Origin of the sequence: Sulfuricaulis limicola (genome assembly GCF_002355735.1) — a bacterium.
GTDB classification, from domain to species: Bacteria; Pseudomonadota; Gammaproteobacteria; order Acidiferrobacterales; family Sulfurifustaceae; genus Sulfuricaulis; species Sulfuricaulis limicola.
Map to the genome: position 1 here is coordinate 2,134,377 of NZ_AP014879.1, position 16,002 is coordinate 2,150,378.

General features: G+C 62.0%; 14 protein-coding genes. 2 read left to right on the forward strand and 12 right to left on the reverse strand.

Annotated elements, in window-relative coordinates; all coding sequences use genetic code 11:
* Positions 1–16: 16 nt before the first annotated feature.
* The 5 genes from tpiA to rlmE form a co-directional block, all read right to left on the reverse strand.
* Positions 17–775: a triose-phosphate isomerase gene (tpiA, locus tag SCL_RS10165; protein WP_096361109.1), complete on the reverse strand. Its 759-nt coding sequence runs from the start codon at positions 773–775 to the stop codon at positions 17–19.
* Positions 776–1,012: 237 nt separating this feature from the next.
* Complete coding sequence (gene glmM / locus SCL_RS10170) at positions 1,013–2,365, reverse strand: phosphoglucosamine mutase (protein WP_096361939.1); 1,353 nt, start codon at positions 2,363–2,365, stop codon at positions 1,013–1,015.
* Between the two features lie 10 nt (positions 2,366–2,375).
* Positions 2,376–3,218, reverse strand: coding sequence for a dihydropteroate synthase (gene folP, locus SCL_RS10175; protein ID WP_096361110.1), 843 nt, complete (start codon positions 3,216–3,218; stop codon positions 2,376–2,378).
* 6 nt (positions 3,219–3,224) lie between these two features.
* Positions 3,225–5,132: an ATP-dependent zinc metalloprotease FtsH gene (gene ftsH, locus SCL_RS10180; protein ID WP_096361111.1), complete on the reverse strand. Its 1,908-nt coding sequence runs from the start codon at positions 5,130–5,132 to the stop codon at positions 3,225–3,227.
* A 94-nt stretch (positions 5,133–5,226) separates the two neighbouring features.
* Entirely contained in the window at positions 5,227–5,850 is a 624-nt protein-coding gene (rlmE, locus tag SCL_RS10185; RefSeq protein ID WP_096361112.1) for a 23S rRNA (uridine(2552)-2'-O)-methyltransferase RlmE, read from the reverse strand.
* Between the two features lie 66 nt (positions 5,851–5,916).
* Between rlmE and SCL_RS10190 the strand changes: the two genes are divergently transcribed.
* Positions 5,917–6,210 (forward strand): YhbY family RNA-binding protein, encoded by a 294-nt coding sequence (locus SCL_RS10190; protein WP_096361113.1) that lies wholly within the window; start codon positions 5,917–5,919, stop codon positions 6,208–6,210.
* Positions 6,211–6,221: 11 nt separating this feature from the next.
* Here SCL_RS10190 and greA read toward each other — a convergent pair whose 3' ends face one another.
* The 4 genes from greA to SCL_RS10210 form a co-directional block, all read right to left on the reverse strand.
* Positions 6,222–6,698, reverse strand: a complete 477-nt coding sequence (gene greA / locus SCL_RS10195; protein WP_096361114.1) for a transcription elongation factor GreA — start codon at positions 6,696–6,698, stop codon at positions 6,222–6,224.
* A complete protein-coding gene (gene carB / locus SCL_RS10200; RefSeq protein ID WP_096361115.1) occupies positions 6,695–9,931 on the reverse strand; it encodes a carbamoyl-phosphate synthase large subunit in 3,237 nt (1,078 codons plus the stop codon). Before carB ends, greA begins: the two co-directional genes overlap by 4 nt.
* A gap of 5 nt (positions 9,932–9,936) precedes the next feature.
* A complete protein-coding gene (carA, locus tag SCL_RS10205; protein WP_096361116.1) occupies positions 9,937–11,130 on the reverse strand; it encodes a glutamine-hydrolyzing carbamoyl-phosphate synthase small subunit in 1,194 nt (397 codons plus the stop codon).
* 185 nt (positions 11,131–11,315) lie between these two features.
* Positions 11,316–13,091 (reverse strand): putative bifunctional diguanylate cyclase/phosphodiesterase, encoded by a 1,776-nt coding sequence (locus SCL_RS10210; RefSeq protein WP_096361117.1) that lies wholly within the window; start codon positions 13,089–13,091, stop codon positions 11,316–11,318.
* Positions 13,092–13,230: 139 nt separating this feature from the next.
* On the opposite strand from SCL_RS10210, the gene SCL_RS10215 reads away from it, so the two are divergent.
* Positions 13,231–13,923 carry an MgtC/SapB family protein gene (locus tag SCL_RS10215; protein WP_096361118.1) on the forward strand — a complete coding sequence of 231 codons (693 nt, stop codon included), beginning with the start codon at positions 13,231–13,233 and terminating at the stop codon, positions 13,921–13,923.
* A 14-nt stretch (positions 13,924–13,937) separates the two neighbouring features.
* Here SCL_RS10215 and SCL_RS10220 read toward each other — a convergent pair whose 3' ends face one another.
* The 3 genes from SCL_RS10220 to SCL_RS10230 are packed head-to-tail and all read right to left on the reverse strand — an operon-like array spanning position 13,938 to position 15,982.
* Complete coding sequence (locus SCL_RS10220) at positions 13,938–14,435, reverse strand: TPM domain-containing protein (RefSeq protein WP_096361941.1); 498 nt, start codon at positions 14,433–14,435, stop codon at positions 13,938–13,940.
* Positions 14,435–15,331: a TPM domain-containing protein gene (locus SCL_RS10225; protein ID WP_096361940.1), complete on the reverse strand. Its 897-nt coding sequence runs from the start codon at positions 15,329–15,331 to the stop codon at positions 14,435–14,437. The genes SCL_RS10220 and SCL_RS10225 overlap by 1 nt, the downstream gene beginning before the upstream one ends.
* Before the next feature lie 24 nt (positions 15,332–15,355).
* Positions 15,356–15,982 carry a LemA family protein gene (locus tag SCL_RS10230; protein ID WP_096361119.1) on the reverse strand — a complete coding sequence of 209 codons (627 nt, stop codon included), beginning with the start codon at positions 15,980–15,982 and terminating at the stop codon, positions 15,356–15,358.
* Between the last annotated feature and the right edge of the window lie 20 nt (positions 15,983–16,002).

Consider the following 16,002-nt stretch of genomic DNA (forward strand, 5'->3'; position numbering starts at 1 on the left):
CCGTTTCGCTCCGTTATCAATCGGCGGCCCGGCAAATCGTCAGGAACTCTTCCGCCTGCAACGATGCCCCGCCGATCAAACCTCCGTCGATGTCCGCCTGGGCCAGAAGTTCCTTCGCATTGCTGCCCTTCATGCTGCCGCCATAAAGAATGCGCGTGTTTTCCGCCACGGCCTTATCCCGGACCGCCAGGCGGCTGCGGATAAAACGATGCACCTCCTGCGCCTGCTGCGGCGTGGCCGTCTTGCCGGTGCCGATGGCCCAGACGGGTTCATAGGCGATCACGGCATTCCGGAAACTGGCGATTCCGTGCCTGTCCAGAACGGCATCAAGCTGGCGCGCCACTACCGCCTCGGTCTGATTCGCCTCACGCTCCTGCAGGGTCTCACCGACACATAATATAGGTATCAGGCCCGCGGCCTGGGCGGCGCCGTACTTCTCCGCCACCACGGCATCGGTTTCGCCATTCAGGGTGCGCCGCTCGGAATGACCGACAATAACATAAGTGCAGCCGTAATCCCTGAGCATCGGGCCGGCGATTTCACCGGTATAGGCCCCGGATTTGTGCACGGACAGGTTCTGCCCGCCCCAGGCAGCCGGACTGCCGGCCAGTTTCTCGGCGGTCAGGGGAATCAGGATATACGGGGGGCACACGGCGACTTCCGCCCTGGACGCAGCGCTCACGCCTTTCCGGATGCCGTCCAGCAGGGTCGCTGACTCGCTCCGCGAGCCGTTCATTTTCCAGTTGCCCGCTACCAGCGGCCGGCGCTGCACCATCGGAACCTCCCCGTGTTCGTGTCAAATCTGCCGAAAAACGGGCGCGATGTTACCGATGCCGGGGGCGGATTGCAATTTTATAAGGGTTTTAAACCGCCAAGACGCCAAGAACGCCAAGTTTTTCTATGTTGCGGCCCAGGGTGCAACGAAAATCGTTGCACCCGTTCGGCGGCGCGAATGTTCACTGAACATTCGCGAGGACCCCGCCTCACCCTTGGCGTCTTGGCGGGTAATACTTCAGGCCGCCGCTTCCGCGGCGCTTTTGACGGTATCGGCGAGATGCCGGCTGAGGCGCTCGACCTGCGCGGCGTTGCGCCCTTCGACCATGACGCGCACCACCGGCTCGGTGCCGGAGGCGCGCAGCACCACGCGTCCATTGTTCGCCAGCTCGCTTTCGACTTCCCTGATGGCCTGCTGCACGCGCGGTGATTCCTTGACGTCGAAACGCCGTGCCATGCGTACGTTGATCATGGTCTGCGGATAGATCTCAAGACCGCTCCGGAGATCGGCGAGGCTCTTGCCGGAACCGCACATGGCCGCCAGCACCTGCAGCGCGGCAATGATGCCGTCGCCCGTGGTAGCGCGGTCGAGACAGATGATATGGCCGGAGGTCTCTCCCCCCAGCTCCCAGCCGTGCTCGTTGAGCAGGCTCAGCACGTAACGGTCGCCGACCGCGGCGCGCTCGAAAGGCACGCCCAGCCTGCCGCAGGCATGCTCCAGTCCGAGATTGCTCATGAGCGTGCCGACCACCCCGCCGCGCAGGCGTCCGGACTGCTTGCGGTCCGTGGCGATGATATAGAGCAGGTGGTCGCCATCCACGATGTCGCCGCGGCTGTCGACCATGATCACCCGGTCACCGTCGCCATCCAGCGCGATCCCGAGATCGGCCTTGTGCGCCAACACGGTCTTCTTGAGAAAAATCGGAAAGGTGGCGCCGCACTCGCGGTTGATGTTGAAACCATCCGGTTCGTTCGCGACCGCGACCACCTCGGCACCGAGCTCGCTGAAAACCAGCGGTGCCAGGTGATAGGCCGCGCCGTTGGCGCAGTCGACGACGATCTTGAGGCCCTCGAGACTCAGGCGATGCGGAAAGGTGCTCTTGCAGAACTCGATGTAGCGGCCGCCGGCATCGTCATAACGCTTGGCCTTGCCGAGCGCCGAGGGGCCGGCAGTCGTCAGCGGCTCACGCATCTTTTCCTCGATCGCCAGCTCGACTTCGTCCGGCAGCTTGGTGCCCTCGGAGGAAAAAAACTTGATGCCGTTGTCATCGAAAGGATTGTGCGAGGCGGAAATCACGATACCGGCACGGGCGCGAGCGGTGCGCGTGAGATAGGCGATGGCCGGCGTCGGCATCGGCCCGAGCAGGCGGATATCCACGCCGGCAGCGGACAATCCGGCCTCGAGCAGCGACTCCAGGAGATAGCCGGAGACACGCGTGTCCTTGCCGATCAGAATCTTGGCGTGGTCGGCCGTGCCCTTGCCGAGCACGCAACCGGCGGCCCAGCCGAGCTTGAGCACGGTTTCCGGCGTGATCGGCTCTTCGCCCACCTTGCCGCGCACACCATCAGTACCGAAAAAATGACGTTTCATGTTCATGACTTTATCTCTCGCTGCTCTCCGGATACACCGCCGACCACATGCGCAGCGCCTCGACAGTCGGGCCGACGTCGTGCACCCGCACGATGCGGGCGCCCTGCTGCACCGCCATCACCGCGAGCGTCACGCTCGCGTGCAGCCGCTGCGCCACCGGCAGGCCCAGCGCCTTGCCGATGATGGATTTGCGTGACAGGCCAACCAGCACCGGCGTGCCCAGGTTTTGCAGTTTTTTCAGGTCTCGCAGTAATTCTATATTATGTTCCAGCGTCTTGCCGAAACCGAAGCCGGGATCAACGATCAGCCGTGACGCCGGAATACCCGCGTTGACGCAGGCATCCAGCCGTTGTTTCAGGAAATCCCGGACCTCGCCCACGACATCGGCATAGCGCGGGTCGTCCTGCATGGTGCGCGGCTCGCCGCGCATGTGCATCAGGCAGACCGGGACGTTCAGTTCCGCCGCCGCCATCAAGGCTCCCTCTGCCCGCAGCGCCCGCACGTCATTGATGAATCCCGCGCCGGTGGCCACCGCCGCGCGCATGACCTCCGGCTTGGAAGTATCGATGGAAATTGGCAGGGGTACCCGCACATGCAGGGCCTCCACCACGGGAAGCACGCGGTCCATTTCTTCCTGTGCCGATACCGATCGCGCGCCGGGACGGGTGGATTCGCCGCCGATATCGATGATGTCGGCGCCCTCCTGCGCCATCCGCAGCGCCTGAGTGATCGCATTTTCGGGGGACAAAAAAACACCCCCGTCCGAAAAGGAGTCGGGGGTGACGTTCAGGATTCCCATGACCGCGGGACGCCGCAGATCCAGCGGCCGCCCGGCGCAATCCAGGATTGTCATTTCAGCTCAGTGTTCACCCGCGGGTGAGTCAAGGCGCGGCTTCACGGCCTTGCCGCTCGGCTTCTTCGGGCTGCCGGCATCGCCCTTGGGCGAACCGCTCGTGCCCGCCGGCGGGCGCGGTTCCCTGCCCATCATGATGTCCTCGATCTGGTCGGCCTCGAGCGTTTCCCATTCGAGCAGGGCCCGGGCCATCCTTTCGACCTTCTCGTGGTTTTCCTCAATGATGGCGCGCGCCTTGGCATATTGCTCGTCGATGATGCGGCGAATCTCCCGGTCCACCACCTCGGCCACGGCATTGCTCATGTTCTTGTGCGTCATGACGTCGCGCCCCAGGAACACCTCGCTCTGGTTGTCGCCGTAGACGCGCGTGCCCAGCACGTCGGACATGCCCCAGCGCATGACCATGTTGCGCGCGAGATCGGTGGCGCGCTCGAAGTCATTGGCCGCGCCGGTGGTCATCTGGTGCATGAAAACTTCCTCGGCGATGCGCCCACCCATCAGCACCGCGATGGTCGAGAGCAGGCTCTCGCGGTCGTGGCTGTAGCGGTCTTCGGTCGGCAGTTGCATGGTCACACCCAACGCGCGACCGCGCGGGATGATGGTCACCTTGTGCACCGGATCGGTGTTCGGCAGCGACTTCGCCACCACCGCATGGCCGGATTCATGATAGGCCGTGTTCATGCGTTCCTTTTCCGGCATGACGATGGAGCGGCGCTCCGCACCCATGATGACCTTGTCCTTGGCTTTCTCGAAATCCTGCATGTCCACGAGACGCTTGTTGGCGCGCGCGGCGAACAGCGCCGCCTCGTTCACCAGGTTGGCCAGATCCGCGCCGGAGAAACCGGGCGTGCCGCGGGCGATGATATTGGCATCCACGTCGTCCGACACCGGAACCTTGCGCATGTGCACCTTGAGGATCTGCTCGCGCCCGCGGATGTCAGGCAGCGGCACGTACACCTGGCGGTCGAAACGGCCCGGGCGCAGCAGCGCCGGGTCGAGCACGTCCGGACGGTTGGTCGCGGCGATGACGATCACGCCTTCCGTGCCTTCGAAACCGTCCATCTCGACCAGCAGCTGGTTCAGGGTTTGTTCGCGCTCGTCATGACCACCGCCGAGGCCGGCGCCACGCTGGCGCCCCACGGCGTCGATTTCATCGATGAAGATGATGCAGGGCGCGTGCTTCTTGGCCTGCTCGAACATGTCGCGCACGCGCGAGGCCCCGACGCCGACGAACATCTCGACGAAATCGGAACCGGAAATCGAAAAGAACGGCACTTTAGCCTCGCCGGCGATGGCCTTGGCGAGCAGCGTCTTGCCGGTGCCGGGCGAGCCGGTCATGAGCACGCCCTTGGGAATGCGGCCGCCGAGCTTCTGGAACTTCGAGGGGTCGCGCAGGAATTCCACCAGCTCGCCCACCTCTTCCTTGGCCTCTTCCACGCCGGCTACGTCGTCAAACGTGATCTTGTTCTGTTCCTCGGAGAGCATGCGCGCCTTGCTCTTGCCGAAACTCATGGCGCCGCGGCCACCCATGCCACCCTGCATCTGGCGCATGAAGAACACCCATACGCCCACCAGCAGCAGCAGCGGGAACCAGTTGATGAAAATGGTCAGCAGCAGCGACTGCTCTTCCTGCGGCTTGCCTTCGAACAGGACCTTGTGGTCGATCAGGTCGTTGAAGACCTGTTGATCGCCAGGATTGTAGGTGGTGAAGTTCTCACCGCTCTTCATTTTGCCCGTGATTTCGCGCCCCTGGATCGTGACCCGGTCAACCTCGTCGCCGCGCACCTTCTGGATGAAGGTCGAGTATTCCATGGGCCGCGCCGCCGGTTGGCGGTTGCCGAAATTATTGAACACCGACATCAGCACGATGGCGATGACGAGCCATAACAGGAGATTCTTGGTGAGATTGTTCAAGTATTACCTCTTAATCAAGTAACGGCGGATTCCGGCGCCCGTCATCCACTATCCGCATTTTCCTATGATGTACGCGGGCACACAACGATTTTGATCAGATACCCTTAAACCCCTTACCCAGAAGATAAATTTCCTTGCTCTCCGCGCGCGACGCCGGCGGTTTGCGCGCGACAAGCTTCTCGAAGCGGCGGCGCAACTGCGCGTGGAACTCGTTAAACCCGGCGCCCTGAAAGGTCTTGATCAGCAGCGAACCGCCCGGCTTCAGCGATTTGTCGGCGAAATCCAGCGCAAGTTCCGCCAGGTTCATGCTGCGCGCCTGGTCCACGGAGGCCACTCCTGTCATATTGGGGGCCATGTCGGAGATTACAAGATCCACCGGTTTGCCTCCCAAATGACCTATTAAGGAGTCTAGCACCCGCTGTTCGGTGAAATCCCCTTCGATGAATTCGACGCCGACCATCGGCTCCATCGGCAGGATGTCCAGTGCCAGCACCCGTCCGGACTCGCCCACGCGGCTTTGGGCGTACTGCGACCAGCCTCCCGGCGCGGCGCCCAGATCCACCACGGTCATGCCCGGGCGCAACAGATGGTCGCGGCGGTCAATTTCCTCGAGCTTGTATATGGCGCGCGAGCGGGCGCCCTCCTGGCGCGCGCGCTTGACGTATTTGTCCCTGGCGTTACGCGCGAGCCAGCGCTGACTGCTTTTGGTGCGGGACATGGGGAATGGAACGAGGCTGCGGTATGATGCGTCGATTCATCAAAAGGTAATCGGGCTTCATTATATATGGCTTTGAGCGCGAAACAGCGGAAACAGCTGAAGGCACTGGCGCATCACCGCAAACCGGTGGTGCAGGTGGGAAATGCCGGTGTCACGGCGCCGGTGGTCCGGGAAATAACCCTGGCGCTCGAGGCCCATGAGCTGCTCAAGATACGTCTGCCGGGCGTGGAGCGCGACGCGCGGCACGCGCTGCTGCAACAAGTCTGCGAAGCAACCGGGGCCGAGGCGGTTCAGGAAATCGGCCGGATAGCGGTGATTTACCGCCGCGCGAAAAAACCGCGCCTGAAACTTCCGGAATAGAAAAACACGGATCAGATATAACGGATTTCGAGGATTTCGTAGGAGCGCAGTCCACCCGGTACCTGCACCTCGACCATGTCGCCCAGCTCCTTGCCGATCAGCGCGCGGGCAATCGGCGAACTGATGGAGATCATTCCCTTGGCGATGTCGGCCTCGTGGTCGCCGACGATCTGGTAGGTCACTTCCTGGCCGGAATGCTCTTCCATGAGCTTGAGCGTGGCGCCAAAAACCACGCGGCCGTCGGCGTTGACGGTTTTGGGGTCGATGATCTGCGCCGTGGCGAGCTTGATATCGAGCTCGGCGATGCGTCCCTCGACAAAACTCTGTTGTTCCTTGGCCGCGTGATACTCGGCGTTCTCCGAAAGGTCGCCGTGCGAACGCGCCTCGGCAATCGCCTGGATGATGCGTGGACGCTCCACGGTCTTCAGGCGATGCAGCTCGGTTTTGAGCTTCTCGGCACCGACAACGGTCATGGGTGTTTTCTTCATGACTGACTTCCTGCCAATTCCTTGTGCAGGTCCTGCAAGCGACTGACGCGCATGTGCCCGGCGGCGCGATGCGCCTCGCAGGCGGCCCTGGCTGCCGCCAGCGTCGTGTAGTTGGTTACCTTGTGCTGCAAGGCCTCGCGCCGGATGGCGTAGGAATCCGCCAGGCTCTGTTTATCAGAAACCGTATTGATGATGATGTCAATCTCGTCGTTCGTGATCATGTCGATGATGTTCGGCCGCCCTTCGGACAACTTGCTGACTGCGCGCGCCGTCACGCCGCCGGTCTCGAGCACCGCGGCGGTCCCGCGGGTGGCCAGAACCTCGAATCCATGCTTGCTGAAGTAGCGCGCCACCTCGACCACCCCCTTTTGATCCGCATCGCGCACGCTGATGAAAATGCGGCCACTGTTCGGAATCGGACTGCCCGCGGCGATCTGGGATTTGGTGAAGGCCTCGCCGAAACTGCGGCCGACGCCCATGACCTCGCCGGTGGATTTCATCTCGGGGCCCAGGATCGTGTCCACGCCGGGGAACTTGATGAACGGGAACACCGCCTCCTTCACCGAATAATATTCAGGCACGATCTCTCCCGTCACGCCCTGCTTCTTGAGCGACTGTCCCGCCATGCAGCGCGCCGCGATCTTGGCCAGCTGCCGTCCGGTGGCCTTGGAAACATACGGTACCGTGCGCGAGGCGCGCGGGTTCACCTCCAGCACGTAAATCTTGCCATTCTGGATGGCGAACTGCACGTTCATCAGACCGACCACCTTGAGCGCCTTGGCCATCTTGACGGTCTGGCTGCGCAAGTCATCCTGGATCTTCTTCGACAGCGAAAACGGCGGCAACGAACACGCCGAATCGCCGGAGTGCACGCCGGCCTCCTCGATATGCTCCATGATCCCGCCGATGATGACCTGCTTGCCGTCGGACACGGCGTCGACATCCACCTCGGTGGCGTCGTTGAGGAAGCGGTCCAGCAGCACCGGCGAATCCTCCGACACGCGCACTGCCACGCGCATGTAGGTTTCCAGGTCGTCGCGCGCATGCACGATCTCCATGGCACGTCCACCGAGCACGTACGATGGACGCACCACCAGCGGATAACCGATCTTGTCGGCCAGTTTCACCGCTTCCTGCGCGGTGCGCGCCGTGGCGTTGGGCGGCTGCAACAGTTTCAGTTTCCTGATCAGCTTCTGGAACCGCTCGCGATCCTCGGCCACGTCGATGGATTCAGGGCTTGTGCCGATAATCGGCGCCCCCGCCGCCTCGAGCCCGCGCGCCAGCTTCAGCGGGGTCTGGCCGCCGTACTGCACGATCACACCTTCGGGCTTTTCCAGGCGAATGATTTCGAGCACGTCTTCCAGCGTCAACGGCTCGAAGTACAACCGGTCGGAGGTGTCATAGTCGGTGGACACGGTCTCCGGGTTGCAGTTGATCATGATGGTCTGGTAACCATCCTCGCGCAAGGCGAACGAGGCGTGCACGCAGCAGTAATCGAATTCGATGCCCTGGCCGATGCGGTTCGGGCCACCACCCAGCACGATGATCTTTTTCTTTTTCTCGGGCGCCGCCTCGCACTCTTCTTCGTAAGTGGAATACATGTAGGCCGTGGCCGAGGCGAACTCGGCGGCGCAGGAGTCGACGCGCTTGTAGACCGGGCGCACCTTCGCGGCATGGCGCCATTGGCGCACCTGTTTTTCCTTCACGTTCATCAAATGCGCCAGGCGGCGATCGGAGAATCCCTTGCGCTTCCAGGCGCGCAGCAGATCGGCGGAAGGCTTTTTCCTGCCGTACTTCGCGATCGTTTTCTCGGTCTCAACCAGATCGCCAATCTGCGCCAGAAACCAGGGATCGATGTAACAAAGGTCGTAAATCTCCTCCTGGCTCATGCCAAACCGGAAGGCATCGGCGACGTGCCAGACACGCTCTGAACCCGGCACACGCAGCGCCAGCGACAGGCGCTTGCGCGTCTCGTCCCTGTCCGCCGCGGCATCGAGCCGCGATTCGAGACCGTAGCTCCCGGTTTCGAGCGAGCGCAACGCCTTTTGAAACGATTCCTGGAAGGTGCGGCCGATCGCCATGGCCTCGCCCACCGATTTCATCTGGGTGGTGAGCGTGGGGTCGGCCTTGGGAAACTTCTCGAAGGTGAAACGCGGGATCTTGGTCACCACGTAGTCGATAGTGGGCTCGAACGAGGCCGGCGTCTTGCCGCCGGTGATGTCGTTTTTCAGTTCATCCAGCGTGTAGCCGACGGCGAGCTTGGCGGCAATCTTGGCGATCGGAAAACCCGTGGCCTTGGAGGCCAGCGCCGAGGAACGCGACACGCGCGGATTCATCTCGATGATCACCATGCGCCCGTCTTTCGGGTTGATGGCGAACTGCACGTTCGAGCCGCCGGTGTCCACCCCGATCTCGCGCAGGCAGGCGATCGAGGCATCGCGCATGATCTGGTATTCCTTGTCGGTCAGTGTCTGCGCCGGCGCAATCGTGATCGAGTCGCCGGTATGCACGCCCATGGGATCGAGATTTTCAATCGAACAGATGATGATGCAGTTGTCCTTGCGGTCACGCACCACCTCCATCTCGAATTCCTTCCAGCCGATGATGGATTCCTCGATGAGCAATTCGCGCGTGGGCGAGGCGTCCAGCCCGCGCTCGCAGATGGTCGTGAATTCATCCTTGTTGTAGGCGATGCCGCCACCGGTGCCGCCCAGGGTAAACGAGGGGCGGATGATGACGGGGAATCCGATCGCCGCCTGCACCTGCAGCGCCTCTTCCATGCTGTGGGCGATGGCGCCGCGCGCGCACTGCAACCCGATGGATTCCATGGCTTTCTTGAAACGTTCGCGGTCCTCGGCCTTGTCGATGGCTTCGCGTTTGGCGCCGATCATTTCGACGCCGAATTTCTCCAGCACGCCCTCGCGCGCCAGATCGAGCGCGGTATTGAGCGCCGTCTGGCCGCCCATGGTCGGCAGCAGCGCGTCCGGACGCTCCTTCTCGATGATCTTGGCGATCGTCGGCCAGGTGATGGGCTCGATGTAGGTCGCGTCGGCCATTTCCGGATCGGTCATGATCGTGGCCGGATTGGAATTGACCAGGATGACGCGATAACCCTCTTCCTTGAGCGCCTTGCAGGCCTGCGCGCCGGAATAGTCGAACTCGCAACCCTGGCCGATGATGATCGGCCCGGCGCCGATGATCAGGATGCTTTTGATGTCAGTACGTTTCGGCATACGAATCAGGTTTCAAGTTTCATGTCTGAAGTTTCAGGTTTTTTAACCTGAGACTTGAAACCTGAAACCTGAAACGCTTCCATCATTTTTATGAACCGGTCGAACAAGGGCGACACGTCGTGCGGTCCAGGGCTGGCCTCGGGATGGCCCTGGAAACAGAACGCCGGCTTGTCGGCGCGCTGCAGGCCCTGCACCGTGCCGTCGAACAGCGAACGGTGCGTCACGCGCAGGCAGGCCGGCAGGCCGGCTTCATCCACGGCGAAACCGTGGTTCTGGCTGGTGATCATGACGCGGCTGGTCTCGATATCGATCACCGGGTGATTCGCGCCATGATGGCCGAATTTCATCTTGACGGTGCGCGCGCCGGAGGCCAAGCCCAGCAGCTGATGCCCGAGACAGATACCGAACACCGGCAAGCCGGTATCCACGATTTGACGTATCGCTTCGATGGCATAGGTGCACGGCTCGGGGTCGCCCGGGCCATTCGAGAGAAACACCCCGTCCGGCTTCATCTTCAATACTTCTGCGGCCGGCGTCTGGGCCGGCACCACCGTGAGGCGACATCCACGCGCCGCCAGCATGCGCAGGATGTTGCGCTTGATGCCGTAGTCATAGGCAACCACATGAAACCGGGCCTGCGGCGGTTTCATGTAACCCGCACCCAGCTCCCACAGCCCTTCGTCCCACACGTAAGGCTTGCGGGTCGACACCACCTTGGCGAGGTCCATGCCCTTGAGTCCCGGGAACGCGCGCGCGGCCTTCAGCGCCGATTTCCTGTCGGGCTTGCTGCCCTTCTCCACCGCCAGGATGCATCCGTTCTGCGCGCCCTTCTCGCGCAACAGGCGCGTGAGCCGGCGCGTGTCAATGCCGGCAATGCCAACCAGCTTGTGGCGGCGCATGAATTCTCCCAGCGATTCCGTCGCGCGGAAATTGCTGTGGGTGAGCGGCAGGTCGCGAATGACCAGCCCCGCGGCATGCACAGCGCCGGATTCCATGTCTTCGGGATTGGTGCCGGTGTTGCCGATGTGGGGATAAGTGAGCGTGACGATCTGGCGAGCGTAAGAGGGGTCCGTGAGGATTTCCTGGTAGCCGGTCATGGCGGTGTTGAACACCACTTCGCCCACCGCCTGCCCCGGAACGCCGATGGACTCCCCGTAGAACAGAGAGCCATCTTCCAGCGCAAGCAGTGCGGACGGCATAGACCATGTACCTCGCGACGCGCAGGCGCACAAAAACGGGAGAGGCGCCCGCTGCTCCGGTGCTTCTCTCCCGCCTTGAATGCCTAAATAAGGGTGTTTCCGGCTGAAGCGGGATTTTACGTGACAGCCCGGCTGGAATCAACGACGAAACAGCGAAAATGCCACACGGGGGTGCGACATCTTGCCTAGACGAGGCGCTTTCCCTCCCGCAGCATGCGGGTGATGTCCTCGGTGGATACGGGTTTGCTGAAGAGGTAGCCCTGCACCATGTCACAACCGTAACGGCGCAGCGCGTCCAGCTGTTCCCGGGTTTCGACACCTTCGGCGACCACTTTCAGTTTCATGGCGCGCGCCAGGCTGACGACCGCCTCCACGATGGCCGCGTGATCGCGATCCACCGTGGCGTCACGCACGAATGAACGGTCGATTTTCATGACGTACAACGGCAGCCGTTGAAAGGAATCGCGAAAACTGGTCCCCGCGCCGTTGTCCGCCAGCGCTACATGGACCCCCAGCGCGCTCAGCTGGTTGAGGACGGCACGGTAATTTTCATGTCCGGTACCCACCAGTTTCTCGGGGGGGACATCGAGCTCCAGATAATCCGCCGACATGTTTGTCTCCTTCAGGATCTTCTCGACCAGCTCCACAAACCCCCGGCGGCGGAACCGGTAAGGCGAGATATTCACCGTCATGCGCAGCGGAGACATGCCGATTTTCTGCCACTGATAGTTCTGCGTGCAAACGGTGCGTAACACCCATTCATCGACGGTATAAACCAGCTTGGACCGCTCCAGCAGGGGCATGAAATCCCCGGCCGATATCAGTCCCATTTCCGGATGCTGCCACCGCAACAGCGCCTCCACCCCGATGATATTTCCGCTCGACAGATCCACGCGCGGCTGGTAGTGGAGCAGCAGTTCACCGCGCTCGAGCGCATTCTCGATCTGCATCTCCATCTGCTTCACGGCCGCCGCGTTCTCCGCCATGTCGATTCCGAACAACTGGAAGTTGTTGCGCCCGGCCTGTTTGGCGCGGTACATGGCCTGGTCGGCGTCCTTGAGCAGGCTCGCCAGATCCTTGTCGTCCATGGGGTAAATCGTGATGCCGATGCTGATTGTGATATGAACCTCGTGCCCGTCCACGCGAAACGGTTCCTGCATGACATCGATGATCTTCTCCGCCACGATGGTGGCGTTATCGATGTGCGGAATGCTCTCCAGGATAACGGTAAATTCATCGCCCCCCAGGCGCGACACTGTATCCACGTCCCGCAAACATGAGGTAATTCTTTTTGCCACCGCCTTCAGCAATTCGTCACCGACATGGTGACCCATGCCGTCGTTGATGGTCTTGAAGTGGTCCAGATCGAGATACATGATCGCGACCAGTTTTTCCTCGCGACTGGCGCGCGCCAGTGCGTGGGTCGCGCGGTCGTGAAACAGCGCACGGGTCGGCAGGCCGGTCAGGGCGTCGTATTGCGCGAGATAAACCAGGCGCTGCTCGGCCTGTTTGCGTTCGGTGATATCACGCGCGATGGCGACAAAGCCGGGATGGTTTCTGTCGCCGGTCTCGCAAACGGTCAAGTCGACCTGAAACGTCGCCCCGCTTTTGCGCAGACCCACCGCCTCGCGCGTGCCGCTGCCGATCGCGCCGCCCACGCCGGTCCGGATATCCGTCAGCAAGGCATCGATGTTTTTCCCCCGGATCTCGTTTTCCTTGTAGCCGAATATCTGCTCCGCCATCGGATTGAACATACTGATCGTGCCTTGCGAATCGATAATCATCACGCCTTCGGCAATATTGCCGAGCACGGTCCGCAACTGTTCATCAATGGCAGGGATGACGGTCTTTTCACGGAAGGAGCGGTGGCCGGCAAAACGCAGATAAATCAGTGTCAGCAACAGTGTTGTTGCCGACGCCGCAAGCACCGCCACAATCAGCGTGGTGGAGTCAACGGACATGACGAGTAGCCGGTTCAGCCATGTGATTCATGCGCGCGCAGCGTTGTTCTTGAATTTGTGCTCCAGCCAAGGATAGCCGGCCCACGTGCGTTTACCATAAAAGCCTGGCGCGTGTGGGGTTTAAGGCTAAACTCCGCTTATGGAAAAAGAATATTTCACCATCCTGATACATCTCGGCGCGGCGGTGCTGGCGGGCGGTTTTATCGGCCTGGAACGCACCTATCACGGGCGCCCGGCCGGATTTCGCACCCATACGCTGGTCTGCACCGCCTCCAGCCTGTTGATGCTGCTGACCGTCTACCAGTGGGAGTTGCTCAAGGGCGTGCCGCTGGAAACCGTGCGCGTGGACCCGACACGCATGGCGCAGGGCATCATGACCGGCATCGGCTTTCTCGGCGCCGGCGTGATCATGAAGGAAGGGCTGACCGTGCGCGGTCTGACCACGGCGGCGTCGATCTGGATAACCGCCTCCATCGGCATTCTGCTGGGCATCGGTTTTTACTTTCCCGCCATCGTGGCGACCCTGCTCACGCTCGGAACGCTGTCGTTGTTCCGCTGGATCGAGGCCATCATGCCCTCGCAGTACTACGCACGCCTGCACGTGCGCTTCAAGCGCCAGGATTTGCTGCCCGAGCCCGAACTGCGCGACCTGATCACGGCGCATGGTTTCTCCGTGGCCAACCTGAGCTATCAATTGGCGGACGAGGGCAAGGTGTTTGAGTACCAGATGACGGTCCGCGTCGGCAACCGCGACAGTTATCGGCGCCTGGCCGAGACCCTCACCGGCCGGGAGCAGGTGCTGGAATTTCACATCTATCCCACCGGCGACTGAACCACCCGCGCAATCTAGAATACGACTGGCCGGTCGTCGAGTTCGTTGCTGTCTTTCTTTTGCGGCGGATAATGACGGGCGAGGTGGGCACTCACGCTGCGGATGCCGTGCAGAACGCCTTGCTCGAATTTTCCCTGGCGGAACAGCGTCTCCATTTCACGGCATATTTTTTCCCAGCCCTCGGTGCTCACCCGGGCATGCGCGTCACGGTCAGCGATGATCTCCACGTCGCGATCCGCCAGCAGCAGATAAATCAGAACTCCGTTGTTCCGCTGCGTATCCCATACTCTCAACTGGGAGAACACTTCCAGCGCGCGTTCACGCGCCGGCTGGCCACGTAACAGCGGTAAAAAGGGCAATCCGCTTTCCACCGCAAAACGAATCTCGCCGGCATGCGTCGTCTCGGCCGCACGAATCGCGGCCTCGATGGCACGCAAGGTGCGCGCCGGAAACACCAGGCGCACGCGCCACGGCGGCAGGAACAGATTGCGAATCACGCGCCGGACGTTCATCACCATTTCCCCGAGGCGCCGCCGCCCCCGAATCCGCCGCCCCCGCCGCTGAAGCCGCCTCCGCCACTGCTCCAGCCGCCGCCGGGGCCGCTGCTGTAACCCCCGGACCAGCCGCCGAAATTACCCCGTCCACCACGGCCACCGCTGCTGCCGACGGCCAGAGTGAACAAAAAGACAACTACTCCCGCTACCAGCGCGCCGAGCAGCGAGCCGATGGTGATCCAGAAAACAATGCCCACGATTCCGCCGGAAACAGCGGCCCCGATCAAGCGGCCGAGCAGCGCTCCCAGAAACCCGCCACCGATCATGACCGCAATGAACGCCGCCGGCAGCAGATCGGCAATTCCGGACCACGATCGGTCGCGTGCCTGCGGCGGCGGCAACGGCTCACCGTCGATCAGGCGAATCAGGCGGGTGATGCCTGCCTGAATGCCCCCGTAGTAGTCGCCCTGCTTGAAGAAAGGAACAATGATCTCGTCAATGACACGGTTGGCCACGGCATCCGGTATCGCACCTTCGAGGCCATAGCCGACTTCGATGCGCAGCGCACGGTCGTCCTTGGCAACGAGCAATATCACCCCGTCATCAATGCGGCTTCCACGTGCGTCTTTCCTTCCCACTTTCCAGGTTTCGGCAACCCGCAGGGAATACTGCTCGATGGCTTCGGGTTGCGTCGTGGGAACGATCAGCACCGCGATCTGGCTGCCCTTGCGGGTTTCGAAGTCGCGCAGCTCCTGTTCCAGCGCGTCGCGCTGCGACGGCGCGAGCGTGCCGGTCAGGTCGGTCACGCGCGCCGTCAGCGGCGGCACCGCCACTTCCGCACGGAGGGCGAAACTGGCGAGGAAAAGCGCCAGGAGAAGCAGTCCGCGCGCGAGCACCCTGATGTTGGCGCGCATCATGCCGGCATCAATATGCTGGCGTTACTGTTTTCCGGCGCCGGCTGGCGTGGGCGGCGTACCGCCGAAATCGACCCTCGGCGGCCTGGCGATTTCCTTTTCATTCTCCACGGTGAAGCTCGGTTTCACCTTGTAACCGAAGAGCATCGCCGTCAGGTTGCTCGGGAAGCTGCGCACGGTGACGTTGTACGCCTGCACCGCCTGGATGTAACGGTTGCGCGCCACGGTGATGCGGTTCTCCGTGCCTTCGAGCTGCGCCTGCAAATCGCGGAACAGGCCGTCGGCCTTCAGCTGCGGATAATTCTCCGCCACCGCGAGCAGGCGCGACAGGGCGGAACTCAGTTCGCCTTGCGCAGCCTGAAATTTGGCCAGCGCCTGTTCATCGTTAACCAACTCCGGGGTCGCCTGGATGGAACCCACCCTGGCGCGCGCGTTGGTTACCTGTTCCAGCACTTCCTTTTCGTGTGCCGCGTAACCCTTGACCACGTTCACCAGGTTCGGCACCAGGTCGGCACGACGCTGGTACTGGTTCAGCACCTCGGCCCAGCCGGCCTTGATCTGCTCATCGGTGCTTTGCAAGGTGTTGTAGCCGCAGCCACCGAGCAGGGAAAAAATCATCAGGAACAATGGCAAAACAATCTTGTTGCGCATGGATCACTCCTTGATATTCA

Excerpts from the sequence above, each read along its gene's own strand:
- SCL_RS10230 (WP_096361119.1), bottom strand. The coding sequence starts at position 15,982 with ATGCGCAACAAGATTGTTTTGCCATTGTTCCTGATGATTTTTTCCCTG.
- tpiA (WP_096361109.1), bottom strand. The coding sequence starts at position 775 with ATGGTGCAGCGCCGGCCGCTGGTAGCGGGCAACTGGAAAATGAACGGC.
- glmM (WP_096361939.1), bottom strand. The coding sequence starts at position 2,365 with ATGAAACGTCATTTTTTCGGTACTGATGGTGTGCGCGGCAAGGTGGGC.
- carB (WP_096361115.1), bottom strand. The coding sequence starts at position 9,931 with ATGCCGAAACGTACTGACATCAAAAGCATCCTGATCATCGGCGCCGGG.
- folP (WP_096361110.1), bottom strand. The coding sequence starts at position 3,218 with ATGACAATCCTGGATTGCGCCGGGCGGCCGCTGGATCTGCGGCGTCCC.
- SCL_RS10215 (WP_096361118.1), top strand. The coding sequence starts at position 13,231 with ATGGAAAAAGAATATTTCACCATCCTGATACATCTCGGCGCGGCGGTG.
- SCL_RS10220 (WP_096361941.1), bottom strand. The coding sequence starts at position 14,435 with ATGAACGTCCGGCGCGTGATTCGCAATCTGTTCCTGCCGCCGTGGCGC.
- rlmE (WP_096361112.1), bottom strand. The coding sequence starts at position 5,850 with ATGTCCCGCACCAAAAGCAGTCAGCGCTGGCTCGCGCGTAACGCCAGG.
- greA (WP_096361114.1), bottom strand. The coding sequence starts at position 6,698 with ATGAAGAAAACACCCATGACCGTTGTCGGTGCCGAGAAGCTCAAAACC.
- SCL_RS10190 (WP_096361113.1), top strand. The coding sequence starts at position 5,917 with ATGGCTTTGAGCGCGAAACAGCGGAAACAGCTGAAGGCACTGGCGCAT.
- SCL_RS10225 (WP_096361940.1), bottom strand. The coding sequence starts at position 15,331 with ATGCGCGCCAACATCAGGGTGCTCGCGCGCGGACTGCTTCTCCTGGCG.
- SCL_RS10210 (WP_096361117.1), bottom strand. The coding sequence starts at position 13,091 with ATGTCCGTTGACTCCACCACGCTGATTGTGGCGGTGCTTGCGGCGTCG.
- carA (WP_096361116.1), bottom strand. The coding sequence starts at position 11,130 with ATGCCGTCCGCACTGCTTGCGCTGGAAGATGGCTCTCTGTTCTACGGG.